Source organism: uncultured Pseudophaeobacter sp., from assembly GCA_905479575.1.
In the GTDB taxonomy this organism is placed as follows: domain Bacteria; phylum Pseudomonadota; class Alphaproteobacteria; order Rhodobacterales; family Rhodobacteraceae; genus Pseudophaeobacter.
The window spans coordinates 117,303-131,961 of record CAJQNB010000005.1 but is presented as its reverse complement, the minus strand read 5'-3'; the positions used below and the strand labels follow the sequence as shown (position 1 = coordinate 131,961).

The 14,659-nt window shown below is 53.2% G+C and carries 16 protein-coding genes; 8 read left to right on the top strand and 8 right to left on the bottom strand.

What is annotated here, in order from left to right:
* Positions 1 to 150: 150 nt before the first annotated feature.
* The 3 genes from QZ268_RS02085 to QZ268_RS02075 all read left to right on the top strand — a co-directional run bounded on the left by QZ268_RS02085 (position 151) and on the right by QZ268_RS02075 (position 2,479).
* Complete coding sequence (locus QZ268_RS02085) at positions 151 to 879, top strand: DUF736 family protein (RefSeq protein ID WP_295447311.1); 729 nt, start codon at positions 151 to 153, stop codon at positions 877 to 879.
* Between the two features lie 497 nt (positions 880 to 1,376).
* Positions 1,377 to 2,264: a viperin family antiviral radical SAM protein gene (locus QZ268_RS02080; protein ID WP_295447309.1), complete on the top strand. Its 888-nt coding sequence runs from the start codon at positions 1,377 to 1,379 to the stop codon at positions 2,262 to 2,264.
* Positions 2,261 to 2,479 carry a hypothetical protein gene (locus QZ268_RS02075; RefSeq protein ID WP_114865692.1) on the top strand — a complete coding sequence of 73 codons (219 nt, stop codon included), beginning with the start codon at positions 2,261 to 2,263 and terminating at the stop codon, positions 2,477 to 2,479. The genes QZ268_RS02080 and QZ268_RS02075 overlap by 4 nt, the downstream gene beginning before the upstream one ends.
* Here the strand turns inward: QZ268_RS02075 and QZ268_RS02070 are convergent.
* Positions 2,467 to 3,498 carry a hypothetical protein gene (locus QZ268_RS02070; RefSeq protein ID WP_114865693.1) on the bottom strand — a complete coding sequence of 344 codons (1,032 nt, stop codon included), beginning with the start codon at positions 3,496 to 3,498 and terminating at the stop codon, positions 2,467 to 2,469. The two genes, QZ268_RS02075 and QZ268_RS02070, sit on opposite strands and share 13 nt — an antisense overlap.
* A 297-nt stretch (positions 3,499 to 3,795) precedes the next feature.
* The gene (locus QZ268_RS20150; protein WP_254693895.1) at positions 3,796 to 4,137 is read right to left on the bottom strand and encodes a helix-turn-helix domain-containing protein; all 342 of its coding nucleotides are present in this window, start codon (positions 4,135 to 4,137) and stop codon (positions 3,796 to 3,798) included.
* 92 nt (positions 4,138 to 4,229) lie between these two features.
* Between QZ268_RS20150 and QZ268_RS02065 the strand changes: the two genes are divergently transcribed.
* Positions 4,230 to 4,958, top strand: a complete 729-nt coding sequence (locus QZ268_RS02065) for an MBL fold metallo-hydrolase (protein WP_103911998.1) — start codon at positions 4,230 to 4,232, stop codon at positions 4,956 to 4,958.
* A gap of 121 nt (positions 4,959 to 5,079) precedes the next feature.
* Here QZ268_RS02065 and QZ268_RS02060 read toward each other — a convergent pair whose 3' ends face one another.
* On the bottom strand, positions 5,080 to 5,478 hold the full coding sequence (locus QZ268_RS02060) for a DUF6331 family protein (RefSeq protein ID WP_295447304.1): 399 nt from the start codon (positions 5,476 to 5,478) through the stop codon (positions 5,080 to 5,082).
* A gap of 403 nt (positions 5,479 to 5,881) precedes the next feature.
* Between QZ268_RS02060 and QZ268_RS02055 the strand changes: the two genes are divergently transcribed.
* On the top strand, positions 5,882 to 6,544 hold the full coding sequence (locus QZ268_RS02055; protein WP_295447303.1) for a hypothetical protein: 663 nt from the start codon (positions 5,882 to 5,884) through the stop codon (positions 6,542 to 6,544).
* A 196-nt stretch (positions 6,545 to 6,740) separates the two neighbouring features.
* On the opposite strand, the gene QZ268_RS20145 is transcribed toward QZ268_RS02055, so the two are convergent.
* From QZ268_RS20145 to QZ268_RS02040, 4 genes are all read right to left on the bottom strand, one after another.
* Complete coding sequence (locus QZ268_RS20145; RefSeq protein ID WP_365321240.1) at positions 6,741 to 7,478, bottom strand: competence protein CoiA family protein; 738 nt, start codon at positions 7,476 to 7,478, stop codon at positions 6,741 to 6,743.
* A gap of 251 nt (positions 7,479 to 7,729) precedes the next feature.
* Complete coding sequence (locus QZ268_RS02050) at positions 7,730 to 7,876, bottom strand: hypothetical protein (protein ID WP_295447301.1); 147 nt, start codon at positions 7,874 to 7,876, stop codon at positions 7,730 to 7,732.
* A gap of 861 nt (positions 7,877 to 8,737) precedes the next feature.
* A complete protein-coding gene (locus QZ268_RS02045; RefSeq protein ID WP_295447299.1) occupies positions 8,738 to 9,112 on the bottom strand; it encodes a hypothetical protein in 375 nt (124 codons plus the stop codon).
* A gap of 213 nt (positions 9,113 to 9,325) precedes the next feature.
* Positions 9,326 to 10,189: a hypothetical protein gene (locus tag QZ268_RS02040; protein ID WP_295447297.1), complete on the bottom strand. Its 864-nt coding sequence runs from the start codon at positions 10,187 to 10,189 to the stop codon at positions 9,326 to 9,328.
* A 235-nt stretch (positions 10,190 to 10,424) separates the two neighbouring features.
* Between QZ268_RS02040 and QZ268_RS02035 the strand changes: the two genes are divergently transcribed.
* The gene (locus QZ268_RS02035; RefSeq protein WP_365321237.1) at positions 10,425 to 11,012 is read left to right on the top strand and encodes a thermonuclease family protein; all 588 of its coding nucleotides are present in this window, start codon (positions 10,425 to 10,427) and stop codon (positions 11,010 to 11,012) included.
* 188 nt (positions 11,013 to 11,200) lie between these two features.
* Here QZ268_RS02035 and QZ268_RS02030 read toward each other — a convergent pair whose 3' ends face one another.
* The gene (locus QZ268_RS02030; RefSeq protein ID WP_295447295.1) at positions 11,201 to 11,722 is read right to left on the bottom strand and encodes a hypothetical protein; all 522 of its coding nucleotides are present in this window, start codon (positions 11,720 to 11,722) and stop codon (positions 11,201 to 11,203) included.
* 739 nt (positions 11,723 to 12,461) lie between these two features.
* Between QZ268_RS02030 and QZ268_RS02025 the strand changes: the two genes are divergently transcribed.
* Positions 12,462 to 13,664, top strand: coding sequence for a DNA cytosine methyltransferase (locus QZ268_RS02025; protein WP_295447293.1), 1,203 nt, complete (start codon positions 12,462 to 12,464; stop codon positions 13,662 to 13,664).
* A complete protein-coding gene (locus QZ268_RS02020) occupies positions 13,664 to 14,419 on the top strand; it encodes a GIY-YIG nuclease family protein (RefSeq protein ID WP_295447291.1) in 756 nt (251 codons plus the stop codon). The genes QZ268_RS02025 and QZ268_RS02020 overlap by 1 nt, the downstream gene beginning before the upstream one ends.
* The last annotated feature ends 240 nt before the right edge of the window (positions 14,420 to 14,659 follow it).

The window sequence follows — 14,659 nt, the reverse complement described above, 5'->3', positions numbered from 1 at the left end:
ATTCCCACTCGGACGGCAGCTCTGACCCGTGGGCGGGGCTGAAAGGAAAGCAGGCTTTCTGATTTGTGATCCCTCAAGGGGTCGAGAAAGCAATCCCGGATGCGCTGGCAAGAACGTCAGGCACCGGCCAATCCAAGAAGGAACCAACTCATGTTCGCAGGAACCCTCACCCGCAACGTCGAGACCGCAGCCGCCGAATACACCGGCATGATCCATTCGACGCGCTTTGACATTGCCATCCAGCTCGAGGCACGGGCCAAGATGTCCGCTCGCAGCCCGGATTACGACGTGACGGCAGTCAACAAATCAGGCCGCAAGGTGCGTATCGGCACGGCCTGGAACGAGACCGGGAATACCAGCGGCAACCCCTACATCTCGATGCAGATCGATGTCGGCCTCGGCCCGTTCCGGGTCAACGCGGTGCAGACGAAAGAGGCGCGTGCGGCCCAAAGCGGCGCGTTCGAGATCATCCCACTGGTCTCGAACGGCCTGATGAAATCCGGCTCGATCTCGGGCGAGCTCACCGCCATGGACGCCGACAACGCCTTCACCGGCTACATCGCCAACATGATGTTCGATCTGGAGTTCATGCTGATCGAGAACAGCTACAAATCCGAGGAAACCCACCCCGATTACCGTATCGAGGTCAGCTCGCCCCGGGGCACACCGATCCGCGTCGGCTCGGCCTGGATGGCGAAAAGCAGCCGCACGGGCAATGACTACCTGTCGCTGCTGATCAACACGCCCGATGGCGACCTGCGCGTGAACGCCGTGCAGAACGAAGAGCAGCGCGGCGGGCAGGCCTTCTCCATCATCCCGTTCATCGACAGCGGTGAGCAGCCGCAGGACGCAGGCACGGGGCTGTCGTTGGTCGCCTAATTGGTACGCGAGGGCGAGACGATCTGAACCCAAAGGGGAGCCGTGGGATCAAGGTTCCCCTTTTTCAGTGCTGGTGTGGTTGAATGTACCCAGCGTAAATTGCAGACGTTCGTGTCGCCCGCAGCTAATGCAACCGAAGTGCCCAAGGTGACCAGGGCGCTCCCGATCGGTTTCGCGTATGCAGCGAGACGTCCGTCATCTTCAACGGCCCTTTGCTGCCATCGATCTGGAATGCCGCCGCTGCGGAGTAGCGTCACCGAACCGGCCATTCATGGATTGTGCCGCATTTGGAGATGGCGGTTGATCGCAGAACGGGGCTTCCCCACCGTTCCGGAGGGGAGTTCAAATGATTGACCTGGATAGGCAGCACTTATGTCACAGTCAGGTCTTGCAGGCATTACCGAGCCCAACATCAATTAAAATGTCCCGAGAATCCCACGTCTTTGCGCTGCCCGCATTGGCCATTTCTTTAAGCACACTTTTGCAAGGAGAGCGCAATGGAACTTCAACCTCAACTAGTAGCAAATTGGCATGTTACAGAAGCCTGCAATTATCGTTGCAAGTTTTGCTACGGGCATTGGTCCAAACCAAAGGCTTCGGAACTTTGGCGCGATCATGCCGCGTGTAGGTTGCTGATATCGGAACTGGGCCGGTTTCTGTCACCTGACAACCCGCTTTGGGAACAACGTTTTGCCCGTCGGCCGCGACTTAACATTGCCGGAGGTGAGCCGACGCTTTGGGCAGGCGAGCTCGGGCACGTGGTTGATCACGCCGTTGCAGCTGGATTTGACGTGAGTTTGATCAGCAACGGTAGCCGTGCCGAAACGCTACTCAACGTTGCTTCAAAAATTTCAATGCTCGGCCTTAGTATAGATTCCACTCATTGCGACGGGAACTTGCGGATCGGACGAGTGGACAGAAGGGGCGCGCAAACCGGTTCGGACGATCTTATCGACTTGGTCCGCGAGTTGCGCGCCGCCAACCCTACACTGCAGATCAAGCTAAACACGGTCGTAAATGCGGTGAATGCCGAAGAGGATTTCTCGGCACTCATTTCCCATATTGCGCCAGACCGTTGGAAGGCCCTACGAATGCTGCCGTCCTACAATGACGAGCTGACCGTGGATGAAGAAAAATTCAAAAGGTTTGTCAGCCGCCACGCCGCTTTCCGGCGCATCCTTTCCGTCGAGGATAACCCCTCGATGGTCCAGTCCTATCTTATGATCGATCCGCATGGTCGCTTCTTCCAGAACAGGCTGGACAATAAAGGGTATTACTACAGCGAACCCATCCTCGATACCGGGATCGAACGCGCGTTTGCGCAAATCCCGTTCTCCATCAACAGGTTTCTTGCGCGCGACCAACCTCTGGAGAGCACGTCATGAAATACTCGACCAGCAAAGAGATCGAGAAAGAGGTGCAATCGCGCGTACGAGAGGGCTGGCAGTATGTCCGAAAACGCAAACATGGGAGGCTGGTATCACCGACTGGTGGCTTTGTAACCGTGCCATGCACCCCCAGCGATCGCCGGGCGCTTCGCAACTTCCGGCGCGATGTGGAGCGGGTGTTGCATGGGCAGGCAAAACGTCACGCAGGCTGATTTGCCTCGCTCCAGCCGTGCTCGACCTCGGCCGCGGCGAGCAAAAACACCTTGCGCGCCTTGGTCACGTTCTGCTTTTGCAGATACCTGTAGGAGCGCGCGACAAAGGCACAATAGCATAGCCCCAAATCGAGCCGGTCAAAGAGGTCGGAGTTGGTTTTGCAGACCTCTGGGGTTTCGCTGACGCGTTTGAGGTCTTTTCGCAGCCTGTCCAGTGGTGGCACGTCTCTTCCACTTGCCATTTTGGACCATTCAATGCGCGCGCTTTCAGGATCCAAATGCGGAGAGAGCGCAGCGTAGAAGCCGCTCTTCGTTTCGTAGACAAGTGCGCTTTGGGCCGTGTCCAGCCATCTTGCTAAAGCCAGACGCGGTCCTCTGCGGATGGCATCCCCGCACGCAAGTTTTCGGAGCAACAGGACGCTCTCGGGCCTGTCTGGCCCGGTTTCAATTATCAAATTAAAGACAAAGACGCTCGCCATGAAAATATGTATCGGTGCCATGATAGCCCGCAAATCGGCGCGGTTGGTTGTTTCGAGCATGCTGGCACAGTCGTAGAAAAGCGGAGCAACGTGGGATTTCGGCACCCGGCGCAGTTCAGAAGCGAGCGCTTTCGACCCGCCTGAGGCCACGACCTCCTGTAAGTAATCCGAGGCAAGGACTGCGTCCTGAACGGCCTTGAGTGTATGAGCGCCGCGATCGCGCAAACCGGGTTCCGCTATAGACCAGGTGCCAAGCCGGATCACTTCGTTAGGCATATCTTGCGGGGATAGAAAAGAGAACCGGTGTTTGGCTTCAAGGTATCTGATGAACTTTGTAACCGCAGTCTTGGTTGCGTTGCCGGTCTTAAGCGCTCTCGTCCAGAACCTGTGTTGCGCTTCGTTGCCACCAACGCCCCCAACACGCGGTCCGAGCATAGAGTTCTTCAAAGACACCCCAACGATGTCGCAGTAGTCTTCCGGGTCGAGCAATAATCGTGCAAACCGCTTATTTTCACCGAAGAGAATCTGGGTTTGTGTCATTGTTGTCTGCGTAGCCTCGAGCTTTGATCGCCTGTGATCATAGTTAAGTTATGTATATGGCAAATGTTCGGTTTTCGTAAGCGTTCGCCGTGCGGGCTGCGATCTTGGGATAAGCATGGCACATCGTGATGGGCAATTACTCGATCGGCCCAGAGCCGACCTTCAGCCTTGGATCAGAATGCCGCATCGCAGCCTATCAAAGCTGCCGTTCGCCGCACTTGCGAATCCCGGCGGGATCCGAAGGTCTGCTGAGCGGGACAAAGCCGCCGTTTCAACGAACAGCCTCAATCCCATCTTCTATCTATAGTATTGACTCCAATCATAGAGCTGTCCGAAAACACCGCAAAGTGCATCTCCCTTCGCAGTAAGCGAGTACCCGACACGTTGACGTGCATCGTTCTTTGGAGAACGCAATATCAACCCTTGCTCCTCGAAATCCTTCAACTGATCGGTCAGTACCTTCCGACTGATGCCGTCTATCGCTCGTGTGAGCTCTAGAAAATGAAGTTCACCTTCCGTTAGGCAGTGCAAAATTCTTGGCCCGTGTTTGCCACCTAACGTACGAAGTATTTCGGCGACGGGGCACGCACCGGTGATTGGATCTGCCCAAGACTTAATGAGAACATTTTTCTCTGTCACCTTGATCTCCCGTTACAAAAAAGTACCCAATTGTCGTGCTCGGCTGAGCGTTTAACAAACGCATTCAACACAGATTGGAGCTAGCACTTATAATGTCAAAAACTGTCATAGAAACAATCCCCATACTGCCATTTGGCATGGTTAATTCATTCCTCATCGCCTTCGAGGGGAAAGCCATACTTATCGATACTGGCCTCCCTCAATCAGAGCCCAAAATTCTCAAGGCGTTGAAGAAACACTCTTTAGTCTGGTCGGATGTTAATGCCATCGTCCTGACGCATGCGCATATCGATCACGCTGGATCTGCAGTCGCGATTAAATCCCTAACATCCGCACCGATTATCGCACATGAAATGGAAATACCATATTGCCAAGGTGAACGGCCCACCTTGAACGCAACGGGGCTGTTTGGACGCCTCTTCTACAAAACAGGCGCGATTCTGGAACCCTTCCCCTATTTCCGGCCAGACGTTCCTATAGCGCAGCCCAAACTGAATCTTTCAGAATATGGTTTTCCGATGTGTACACTTCATTTCACTCCTGGACATACTCCTGGGTCGCTATCAGTACTGTTTGACGATGGACGGGTGATCGCTGGTGATCTGGCAGCTTCGGGAATACTTCTCGGTGGAATTGCCTTTCGCAAACGCCCCAAACGCCCTCCCTTTGAAGAAAGTGCCGCTCTGGTTGCTACGTCCCTTGAACAGCTTTTGGCACTAGGGGCGCGAAAATTCTATATTGGTCATGGTGGACCACTTGGAGCCAAAACGATCGACACTCATGTTCATGCGTTGAGAAAGATTAGCCCCTTACCGGGTTGATCGTCGATTTCTACCAACGTGAAACACCGGTCAAAATGGGCTCACAGTCGCCGTTCTCCGCACCAGCACACCAACACGGTACTGAGGCAATTAGTCAAGGTCGGCTGAGCGGACTTTGCAGTCATTTTGGCACTTCGATGATCCGCAAGAAGTTCCGATATCTCTCCTCGATCCGACTTTCCTGACCGGCATAGATGGCGCAACCTTCGGCGAGAGCAGAATTGATCTCGCTGATTAGAGCAAGCATCTGTTCGTTGGTCAGTATCGCATTGAGTTCAGCCAGAACCACCTTCTCAGCACGCTGATCTGAATTCCGAAGGTCCCTAGCCAAATCAGACAGTTCCGTGCGGAGCGCTTCAACATCGCTGTCACGGATGCGCGCTTCCCACTTAGTGAGGTGGTAGATGATGTTGAACGGGGAGAAGTTGAATGCTCCGATACCGCAACATTCCTTTTCGCAAATTGTCTCGCAGGTATTGCAGAGCGCTGCAAAGGACGGAGGTAGCTGAATTTCGATCATGCGTTGAGCATTTCTCAGAAATATAAGATGGCTGCAATGGGCTCACTGCCGACATTGAGGGCAAAAATCCGCGTTTGACTGCTTGAATGTCCGGTTCCGGGAAGTCGATACGCGATTTGTGCATGTGCTGCAACGAGAGCTAGCCTTGCTTCGAACCGGCCACTTTGGGCTGGCTGGCGTCATCTGGCCGATTGGATCTGATACGGATTCGCTGAAACCTTGCAGCCGCATCGCGGCAAGTCCGCTGTGAACCCAAGGTGACCAATGCTGCACTATCCACGAATGGCGGCTGCCGGGGGATAGTTAGTCAAAATGAATGAACCAACTTTTCCTCATATCTGTTCACTTTGAGTGTTCGCTTTGCCTGTGGAAAGGGTAATGTTCACGCAAAAAGAGGTTACAAATGATCCTCATGGACAATGAGTTGCAAGTTTTGGCCCGGCTGCGTGCGGACGTAGTCAAGATGGTCGGCGCCATTCGCGACAGTTCCAATGGCTTTATGCGATTCAACGACCCGTCGCCCAACTGGCTTACTTTACAGAGCCTAAAGGCCTGCCTGCATACATATGAGAAGGCACTTATTGGGCTTGGATTCGTGCATGTCGATTTGCACGCGCCGTGTGGCGCGCCCGGCCACGAAGAGCGGGCCCAAGATATTTACGGGCATCGTGGGTATTGGCGTTACGTCTTGGTAGACGGAACAACCGACGCCGACCACGTCGTAGACGGACGCATCGTCCTGAATGGGACGCTGATGGACATCGACTTTGATCATGCGGTCCAACAGCAAACCGCCTCGACAAGCTCTTGCCCGTGTAGGCCAGGCAAGCTTTCAGCCGAACATAGCGTATCCCCGTATTTTTTGTGGCCCTCAAGAACAGACAGTCTGTTTCAGGAAATGGCTGAGCTGACACTGATACTAAAGGATGCCATCCTGCGGAGTAAGGATCGTCGACGACGCTCGGGGATTCGCGAAGTTCTGCTTCAGACGCTCATTACAATCGATCAAATAATTGTTGAGGAAACAGCTGAAGAAGTGCTCATCCGCCGTGGCTTTTCCAAATAAACCGCCATTGGCACAGCCGCTGCGAATGTCCGGAAAGTCCCACACTGCTGTCTCTGGCCAACAAAAATGCTGCACAATGTGATGAACGGCTGCTTCGGGGAAGCTGCAACGCAGCGCTTGGACATCTGGCCAACGGCGGGTGTGGGCCGTGATCAGCGCAGGGTTGAGGTGTAACGTTTTTTACGTCGGCTTAATCTTATCGTCTCCTGTTACTAAGTCGAAGACGAGCAACTCTCTGTGTGACGCTTCGGACAGAACTCGTATCAACTCTTTCTGCAAAAATTGCTCTGAGCAGGCTGCCTCGCGGAAGTGGCTCGACCAGACGGCCGCCATGCACAGTGCCGGGATAGAGCAGAAAGAGGACTTGTGGGGCCGATGAAACATCGCCTTTTGGGCCCATATAGTCGAAGCAAACGGGCACAGGGCATTCCAACCAATCATTCGGAAAGAGCTCTTCAGCTTTATCGGTCAGGAATAGATTTGTGCGGCTTTGACCCTGACTTATCTCAACCAAGGTATTCCGCCATTCTGAAATTTTCTCTCGATTGCCTTTGAGCCTTGAACCGTCGACAACCCAAATCATATTCCGATAAAATTCTTCCCTAGCTCGCCGCTCGGTCGGATCCAAGTGGGAATGCTGAACCTCAACGGTCAGTCCAGAAAGTGTGTGTACATCGGCTATATGTCTTTCACCGGTCGCCTCATCCTGAAAGATTTTCTCCTGCCAACTCAGCGGGAACTCGTTTTTCCAATTCCGATGCCAGTCTGTCTCGGGCTCCCGCCAAGGGTCACAATTCGCTTTGCTCTTGTGCGCCCAATGATGAATCCTGACTTCACCGCAACGAGGAACCATCTCTGACCGACAAAAGGGACATACACCGACGGCGCTAGGAATTGGCCTGCTTCGGTTGCCGTCTATGTTTGCGGTGAGCATTGGTTTGATCGCTCCAACAAGAAAGGGTGACACCAGCTCTACCAATTAAATGTCGTGATATGAACCGCAGATGTCACGCCGCTCTCTTGCAAAATCTTAATTGGGCTCCAGGCGCGACAGCACTCTCGCCGCGGAAAATTTGCTCACATAGGTTTAGGTCATGCTATGGCTGCGGCTGCCAATGTCTCCTTCGGTGGGCCGCATCGCGGCAATGTGGGGCCACCTTGATTGACCGGTATGGGCCGAGAGTCTCAGTTTGCGTTCAGCCCATGTGCGCGGGCACCGAGTTTTTCCTTCCAAGCACCCTCTTTTGCGATAATGTCGGCGGCTGACATCTCGGGGGAGGCTACTTCGAGAATGGAAACTTGGTAGTCGCGGAGATCGAGTTCAAGCCTCATCAACTCTCGGTTCCCACCATGACCATTCGCAGCATACTGATTCCAGCGTCCAAGGAACCCGGCGGCGCCATATGCCGATCCGACGTATTGCTGGCCACGGTCTGTCACCAAGAGGTAGACTCCGTGGACGCTCTCAAGCGCTGCACGCCAGCTTTGAGGCAATCCGGACAATGAACTAATGCGCTCACGAAACCCACCGAACCCAGGAAAGGGCATTTCTCGGGCATCCAGACGCAGCTCCAAGATCGGTTTATGTCTTCGATCTGCCCACTGCGACCATGACCGCGTTCCCGGCCCCCAATCAATTAGTATCCGTTCAACGTAGGTGCTACATGCTGCACACCACGAAAGGTCAAAAAGGTCCAGTGGGTGCAAGCTCGCACGCTCCTGGGCAATTACCTCGTCATCCCGGACAAGAGGCAATTCCTCTCGATCCCATGGGCGACCGTTCTCAACTTCTGTTGTCCCGACAAAGAGTGCCGTTGCTGTTCCGGCAATCGTGGGTCCTGCAATGAAATGACATGCGTGAGATGGCGCCCCATTATAGGGTGAGTTTGCTCGTGTCTGAAACGACGCGAAACAGAGGAAAGCATCTTGCCCGCGCCTCCAAGCCAAGCCGCCCCGTGCATCGTGGCGCAGCAGCCGAGTCCTCCGAGGATCATACTCGCAACGTTCAAGAAATTCGTGAAATTGGAACACTTGATACGTCCCCTTCGCATTTCGAGAGTAATGTGCCGCAGGCCATCTTTCGCTGCCTACTTCTCTTCATTCCAACGGTAACGTGTCGCTTGAACCAATGTCCACACTGGAGAAGCTGCAGTGCAGCACTCCAAAGGTCCATGAATGTCCGGAGTGGGCCGACTATCCATTTTGCAGTACCCACCCTAAAACCGCATAGGCAGTTTCTGGATCTCGAATGCGAAGCTTCACCTCTGCATTTTTCGTCAACTCAGCTTGAGGAAATATCTGCAGCAGATCTGTGGCGTCCTTTGCCAACCCGGCCAGTGCCGGTCTTCTGAAGTACCAAAGCACCCATGACTTGTTGAGGACAGCTGAGAAATACCATCGTTCATCAAGTTCGAAGCGCAACTCCCGCTCGATATATCCGTGCCCAGAGGGTCGAATATCAAAACCGTCGGGCAGTTTGGCATGCGCAAGCAATAGATAAACTGCTCGAATGCTATCATCAACAGGTCCGGCGAGTTGTTCGTGCAGCTTCTCTTTGTCTTTCAGCAATTTTGGACTCCTTTTTGCCTACCTAATATGAAAGCCATAAGTTCCAGCGCAGTCCATCAGGTAAAACTGGAACGTCTGCTTCTAATAAGCGGTATCGCAGCGACAAACGGAAGGGGGGAGAAGTCCGCTCAGGTCACATATTTTGCAAAGGCGGATCAACAATAAGAAAAGGGGGCCGAAGCTCCCTTTTCAAACAACATCGACTGATGGAGACTACGCCGCGTTGACTGAGGACTTTGCGCGTTGATCTCGATCAGAAGCTTTCACGTCTGAGAGCTGTCCCTCACGCTGGAAAAGCACAGATCGCGCACATCCATCAATCTCATCGTGATTGACATAAAGCCCCTCAACTGCAGAGAACACGACGTCATGCAGTTTCAAGTATTTGGAAAACGCATTATGCGTTTCAAGTGCGATTTTAATCAGCTCGTGGTAGGTGAACTTACTGTCATCGAGGGCATCCTCAGCCAACAGACTAGTCCAACTTTTCGTGTCCCACATATCTGGTATTGGCGGCAAAAAAGCCCGACGCATTGCACTTGCGCCGGAGCTGTAGGATCCAAACCAAAGCCCATCTGGATCATATGCAGGACGGCTTCCTTTGGCTCGGTAAAACCCAACACCTTTCGTTGCCATCATCTCAAACAGCCCCTCAAGCCGTTCTTTGGTCCGCCCAGACAGCTGAGACGAACTACGTAGGTCATTCACTCCAACACCACGAGTGAAGGCAGTTTCAGGCCAATGAAGTTGCGAAGTTTTTAGCGTGGCGTCAGGAACCCCCGAGAGCTCAGACAAGCGCTCAAAGAATTTTCCCTGGTCAAACTCGACCACCTTGGGAGCGTTTGTCTTCTGCAAGTCAACAAGCAAAGCAGCCTGAGTATTGAAGCCGACAGAACGGGCAAACGCCTCTGTAAGGTGGGATGACTTGATGTTGAGCTTTCTTCCGTGGTGAAGAAGACTGCTCTTTACGTCTTTCATTTTAGAAGTGGAGATCGAAGTCACAAACATGACATAGCCTTTCGAAAAGCGCTTCACCTTGCCGATTACAGAGACGCGCATCCAAAGAGGCTGCATCATTGCAGAGTTTGTAGATTTTTGACTTCTGAACGCTTTAAGTCGGCAAGAACTTCGGACGTCAACCTGTTATTGAGTTGGGAAGCGCTTCGTGAGAGTTCAAGCTACAAGCCTAAGTTTTTTTTCAAGATTATCATGATCTGATGTTATCGCAGCACCTCTTCAAGGATTGCGAGACCAATTGTGGCCGGATCAGACCGGTTCGTAAGCCGCGTTGCAGCGACGACCTCTGTCAAGAATGTCGGATTTGGGCCATTCACTTGCTTCCGGTTTAGCCGACCATGATAACTCTACCCAGGTCGCGGTCTACGCCAAGTGGCCAAGCAAACGACCGCTACTGACCCCGAATATGTGCAACGCAGTGTACTTGATTGTATATTCCGTCACCTGCAACACTACCCGCGAATCTAGCCGAATAGGAAAGATTTTGAAATTCACTCTAGGCTTCGCCCTGACAGCAGTCCTTGTGTTTCCCGTGTCTGCAGCAGGCATTAAAGCGCGGGACGCAGACACAATTGTAGTTGAGGGCAAACCTGTACGGTTGCAGGGCGTCGATGCACCTGAACTCAACACTAGGTCAGGCAAGGATGCCCGCCGCTGGATGGTGAGCTACCTGGCGGGCAAGTCGGTGGAGTGTCAGCTGACTGGTGAGCGGTCGTATGACCGTTGGATCGGCGTATGTTTTGCCGAGGGCGTCGATATTGGTGGGGCGGTCATATCAGCGGGCCATGCTTTGGATTGCCGAAGGTATTCCGGGGGAAAGTATCGGCACCTGGAGACGCCAGCGGCTAAGTCGCGGATACGGCGTGCGGGGTATTGTCGTTAAGTGATTTTGGAAAGGTTTTGCGTCAAGGTCAGCAAAGCGCAGATAGCGGAGTTTGCAAAGTCGTGGGATTTGGCGGCATGGCGAGCGATCCATGCCGCAGGCGCACGAGGAAGAGCTGACCTTCGCCGCAGGTGCAGCCGTAAAATGTCATCGAACGGGAAAGGAGCGGGACGATGCTGCCATTTACCTTATGCGTTTGGAAAACCGCTTTCGGGAGGATGCTTCGACGGTCGACCTGCGTCAGCTTCTGAAGTCCGCCAGTGAAGTATCGAATCGGAGAGCTTTCTTCTGCTAATTAACCGATCTCTATCTATCCTAATATCATGCTGAAACCAAAAAATGGTTCCTAAATCTATACCTTCTCCATCCACAAGAAAGGCTCCTTTCGGTGGGGGAGTTTCTCTAGGAGCGTTGAGAAGCTGCTCCCTCATGCTATCGGTCAAAGGCGGATTCTTAATGTCTCCTGCAGTTTCTCCCTTCGCGATACGCATCCGGGCAATTGCAGTTTCATTTTTCAGGTGACCAATTGAACAAAGGACGCAGCTCGAAAATCCACACCCTTTGCTATTGGTGGTCCTAAGGCAGGCTGCATATGGGTTGTCATGCTTTTTTATCGCCAGATGAAGCGTCCGAAGCACTTCATAAATCCCAAGGACCCATAAACGAGATAAGTGTATATGAAGTTGGATACCCGCTGAATCGTCAGGCATGCGGCCCTCTTTTTTCACATAAGAGGCCAAATGATCCTCGAATGACCGGATAAGCACGTCGAGGTTGGCATTCTGATCAGCCAACGGGTCAATACGAGACCGAATTTCGTCGAACCTCTTTAACAAAGTTCGCCATTTCCCATATGCTCCCTCTGCGTCGTGACCGCGTGCTCGGTGCAAGCCAAATGAGCAGAGTTTAAAGGGAATCACGTCGTCTTCTGAAAGTATCATTTTTATGCCAGTCACCAGTACGTCGTCGTCGTGATATTAGCAGACTTTCCAGTGAATTGCATCATCGGTCAAACTGGGCTCTCTGCCGACTTGCAGCGCTGCAGCAGCAGTGTTGCGGCTAAATCTAACAGGGACGCATCCACCAGACGGCGCCAGCCAGCCCCTATGCGACGTCCGTCTCTGGCGCAGCTAGATGGTGGGCGCGGAAGTGACGACCGGGAAGCGGTTGTTCGCTGCATCTGGCACCGATGTCGGCAAGGCGCACGGAGCGGACATAGCAAAATCGAATGCTAAGGGCGCTTCTGTCGCAGCAAAGATCAATGCTAAAGTCAGGCCGTTCGGAAATTGGGTGCGGACAATACGGCTCGCAACGGACCTTTCGGTCTATTTTTTGCATAGGCTTCGCAGTTAGCTCGCGTAGGCCGGTTCGAGTGTCTTGTCAATCTAATGTTGCCACTGACCTCTTATTCTGGCTTTATCCGATCTCAAAACGAATTAGGGGTAACTCATGTCGACGCAGTCCACCAAGCGGGCATCAGTAGAGCTTTTCGCAGGCGCAGGAGGCCTTGGAATCGGCTTAGCACAGGCTGGTTTCGAGCCTGAGATGGTGGTCGAGTTCAACAAGTGGTGTTGCGACACTCTGCGCGACAACCATGGTGTATTGACCGAAAATGAGCCCGTTCCTGCAGCGACATGGCACGTCATCGAAGGCGACGTGCGGAAGGTCGGGTTTAAGGACCTTGAGGGCAAGCTCGACCTCATTTCTGGTGGGCCGCCGTGCCAACCGTTCTCACTAGGCGGTCAGCATCGCGCATTCGACGACGCAAGAGATATGTTCCCTCAAGCGGTCCGAGCCGTTCGGGAAGCGCGTCCACGCGCTTTTGTCTTTGAGAATGTGAAGGGGCTGACCCGGGCCTCATTCATGAGCTATTTTGAGTATGTCAAACTTCAGCTGGAACACCCTGAGTTGATTTCAAAGAAAAACGAGGATTGGCAGGATCATCTCGCCCGCCTTGAGCAGCACCATACGTCGACGAACCGGGACGGCCTGCATTATAAAGTCGTCACTAAGCTATTGAATTCAGCCAACTTTGGCGTACCGCAGCGGCGCGAACGCGTTCTTTTTGTCGGTTTTCGGGATGACGTCAACGCGAAGTGGAGTTTTAAGGAAGAAGGCTCTCACACTCAGGCGGCGCTCGTCTGGGATCAGACTTTCGGGGACTACTGGGATCGCAATGAGATTTCCAAGCATGATCGCGTCTTGGAGGGCCGGGCGAAGCTGATGGCAAAGCGTCTATCCAAGGACGAGAAGCCTGAAAGCCTTCCTTGGCGTACGACACGCGAAGCAATTATGGACCTACCAGACCCAGAGAAGGCGCCAAAGGCGGCGGCGAAGATTGACAATCACCGGTTCCAGCCAGGGGCTCGGGTGTATCCAGGCCATACCGGTAGTTTCCTTGATGAACCTAGCAAGACGTTGAAAGCTGGCGTTCACGGCGTCCCCGGTGGGGAGAACATGCTACGTAGAGCTGATGGTTCTGTACGCTATTTCTCGACACGCGAAGCGGCTCGCATCCAGACCTTTCCCGACGACTATCGCCTACACGGGGCTTGGAGTGAGTGCATGCGTCAATTAGGAAATGCGGTTCCCGTAGAACTCGCGCGAGTTATCGGCGAGAGCGTAGCGAAGCAGCTCGACGAGGCGGCTTAATGCATGGGTTTGCTGAGCTTGAGTTCGACCTCCCTGGGGCGCTTTTACAAGCCATACTAGAACGCCTCAACGAGATGGAAGCTGCGAATTTAACCACCGAAAACGCACAGGAGGTTCCTGAAGAACAAGGCGTCTATGCTCTATATCTCAAGCCCGACAATAGCCTTGTTTATATCGGTAAAACTGACAGCGAAGCAGGCCTCCGAAACAGACTGACGCGCCATGCCAAAAAGATCGTCGGACGTCGAAATATTGATCCCAATGACGTGGCGTTCAAGGCCATTCGACTATTTGTGTTTACCGCCATGGATTTGGAGACGGCACTAATTCAACATTTCGGTGGCGTCGGCTCAGTCGCTTGGAACAACTCGGGTTTCGGCTCAAATGATCCGGGACGGAAACGTGACACATCAGCCTATAAAGAGGATCACTTCGACACAAAGTATCCCATCGATCTGGATGCAGAGTTCGTCGTGTTCGAGCCAGGTAAATACCCAGTAGCGGATATTATGCAAAGATTGAAAGATGGCCTGCCGTATACGCTGCGCTTTCAACGCCCGGGGAGAACATCGTTTCATGACGATTTTAGCAGTACCTTCGTAACGATCACGCAGCCAGGTTCGACGGTACGTGAGGTTCTCGCCCTTTGTGGCAACAGCCTCCCAGAAGGATGGCATATTACGGCCCTGCCGAGCCACATCATCTCATACAAGCAAGATCGCAATGTCTATGAATATGGCCAAGTGATTGCTTGAAGTCGATCCTCTCAAATGAGCTGTACTGAGACCAAGTCAAATTTTAGCTGACGGATGCTATGTCGAAATTCTCAAGTGGCGTAAACTACACGCGCGCAGTTTCCGTTGAATTAGTTCTATATTCGGGTTTCGGCTAGAACCGCAGGCGCGGCCTCGTACTACTTGCCGCTTGGCACTGAGATCGGTCATTGCGACTTGCTAGGTTGAATGTCCGGAAGTGCCGTTCACATCTCACTTGGG

Excerpts from the sequence above, each read along its gene's own strand:
- QZ268_RS02085 (WP_295447311.1), top strand. The coding sequence starts at position 151 with ATGTTCGCAGGAACCCTCACCCGCAACGTCGAGACCGCAGCCGCCGAA.
- QZ268_RS02080 (WP_295447309.1), top strand. The coding sequence starts at position 1,377 with ATGGAACTTCAACCTCAACTAGTAGCAAATTGGCATGTTACAGAAGCC.
- QZ268_RS02075 (WP_114865692.1), top strand. The coding sequence starts at position 2,261 with ATGAAATACTCGACCAGCAAAGAGATCGAGAAAGAGGTGCAATCGCGC.
- QZ268_RS02070 (WP_114865693.1), bottom strand. The coding sequence starts at position 3,498 with ATGACACAAACCCAGATTCTCTTCGGTGAAAATAAGCGGTTTGCACGA.
- QZ268_RS02065 (WP_103911998.1), top strand. The coding sequence starts at position 4,230 with ATGTCAAAAACTGTCATAGAAACAATCCCCATACTGCCATTTGGCATG.
- QZ268_RS02060 (WP_295447304.1), bottom strand. The coding sequence starts at position 5,478 with ATGATCGAAATTCAGCTACCTCCGTCCTTTGCAGCGCTCTGCAATACC.
- QZ268_RS02055 (WP_295447303.1), top strand. The coding sequence starts at position 5,882 with ATGATCCTCATGGACAATGAGTTGCAAGTTTTGGCCCGGCTGCGTGCG.
- QZ268_RS20145 (WP_365321240.1), bottom strand. The coding sequence starts at position 7,478 with ATGCTCACCGCAAACATAGACGGCAACCGAAGCAGGCCAATTCCTAGC.
- QZ268_RS02050 (WP_295447301.1), bottom strand. The coding sequence starts at position 7,876 with ATGAGGCTTGAACTCGATCTCCGCGACTACCAAGTTTCCATTCTCGAA.
- QZ268_RS02040 (WP_295447297.1), bottom strand. The coding sequence starts at position 10,189 with ATGATGCAGCCTCTTTGGATGCGCGTCTCTGTAATCGGCAAGGTGAAG.
- QZ268_RS02035 (WP_365321237.1), top strand. The coding sequence starts at position 10,425 with ATGTCGGATTTGGGCCATTCACTTGCTTCCGGTTTAGCCGACCATGAT.
- QZ268_RS02030 (WP_295447295.1), bottom strand. The coding sequence starts at position 11,722 with ATGCCTGACGATTCAGCGGGTATCCAACTTCATATACACTTATCTCGT.
- QZ268_RS02025 (WP_295447293.1), top strand. The coding sequence starts at position 12,462 with ATGTCGACGCAGTCCACCAAGCGGGCATCAGTAGAGCTTTTCGCAGGC.
- QZ268_RS02020 (WP_295447291.1), top strand. The coding sequence starts at position 13,664 with ATGCATGGGTTTGCTGAGCTTGAGTTCGACCTCCCTGGGGCGCTTTTA.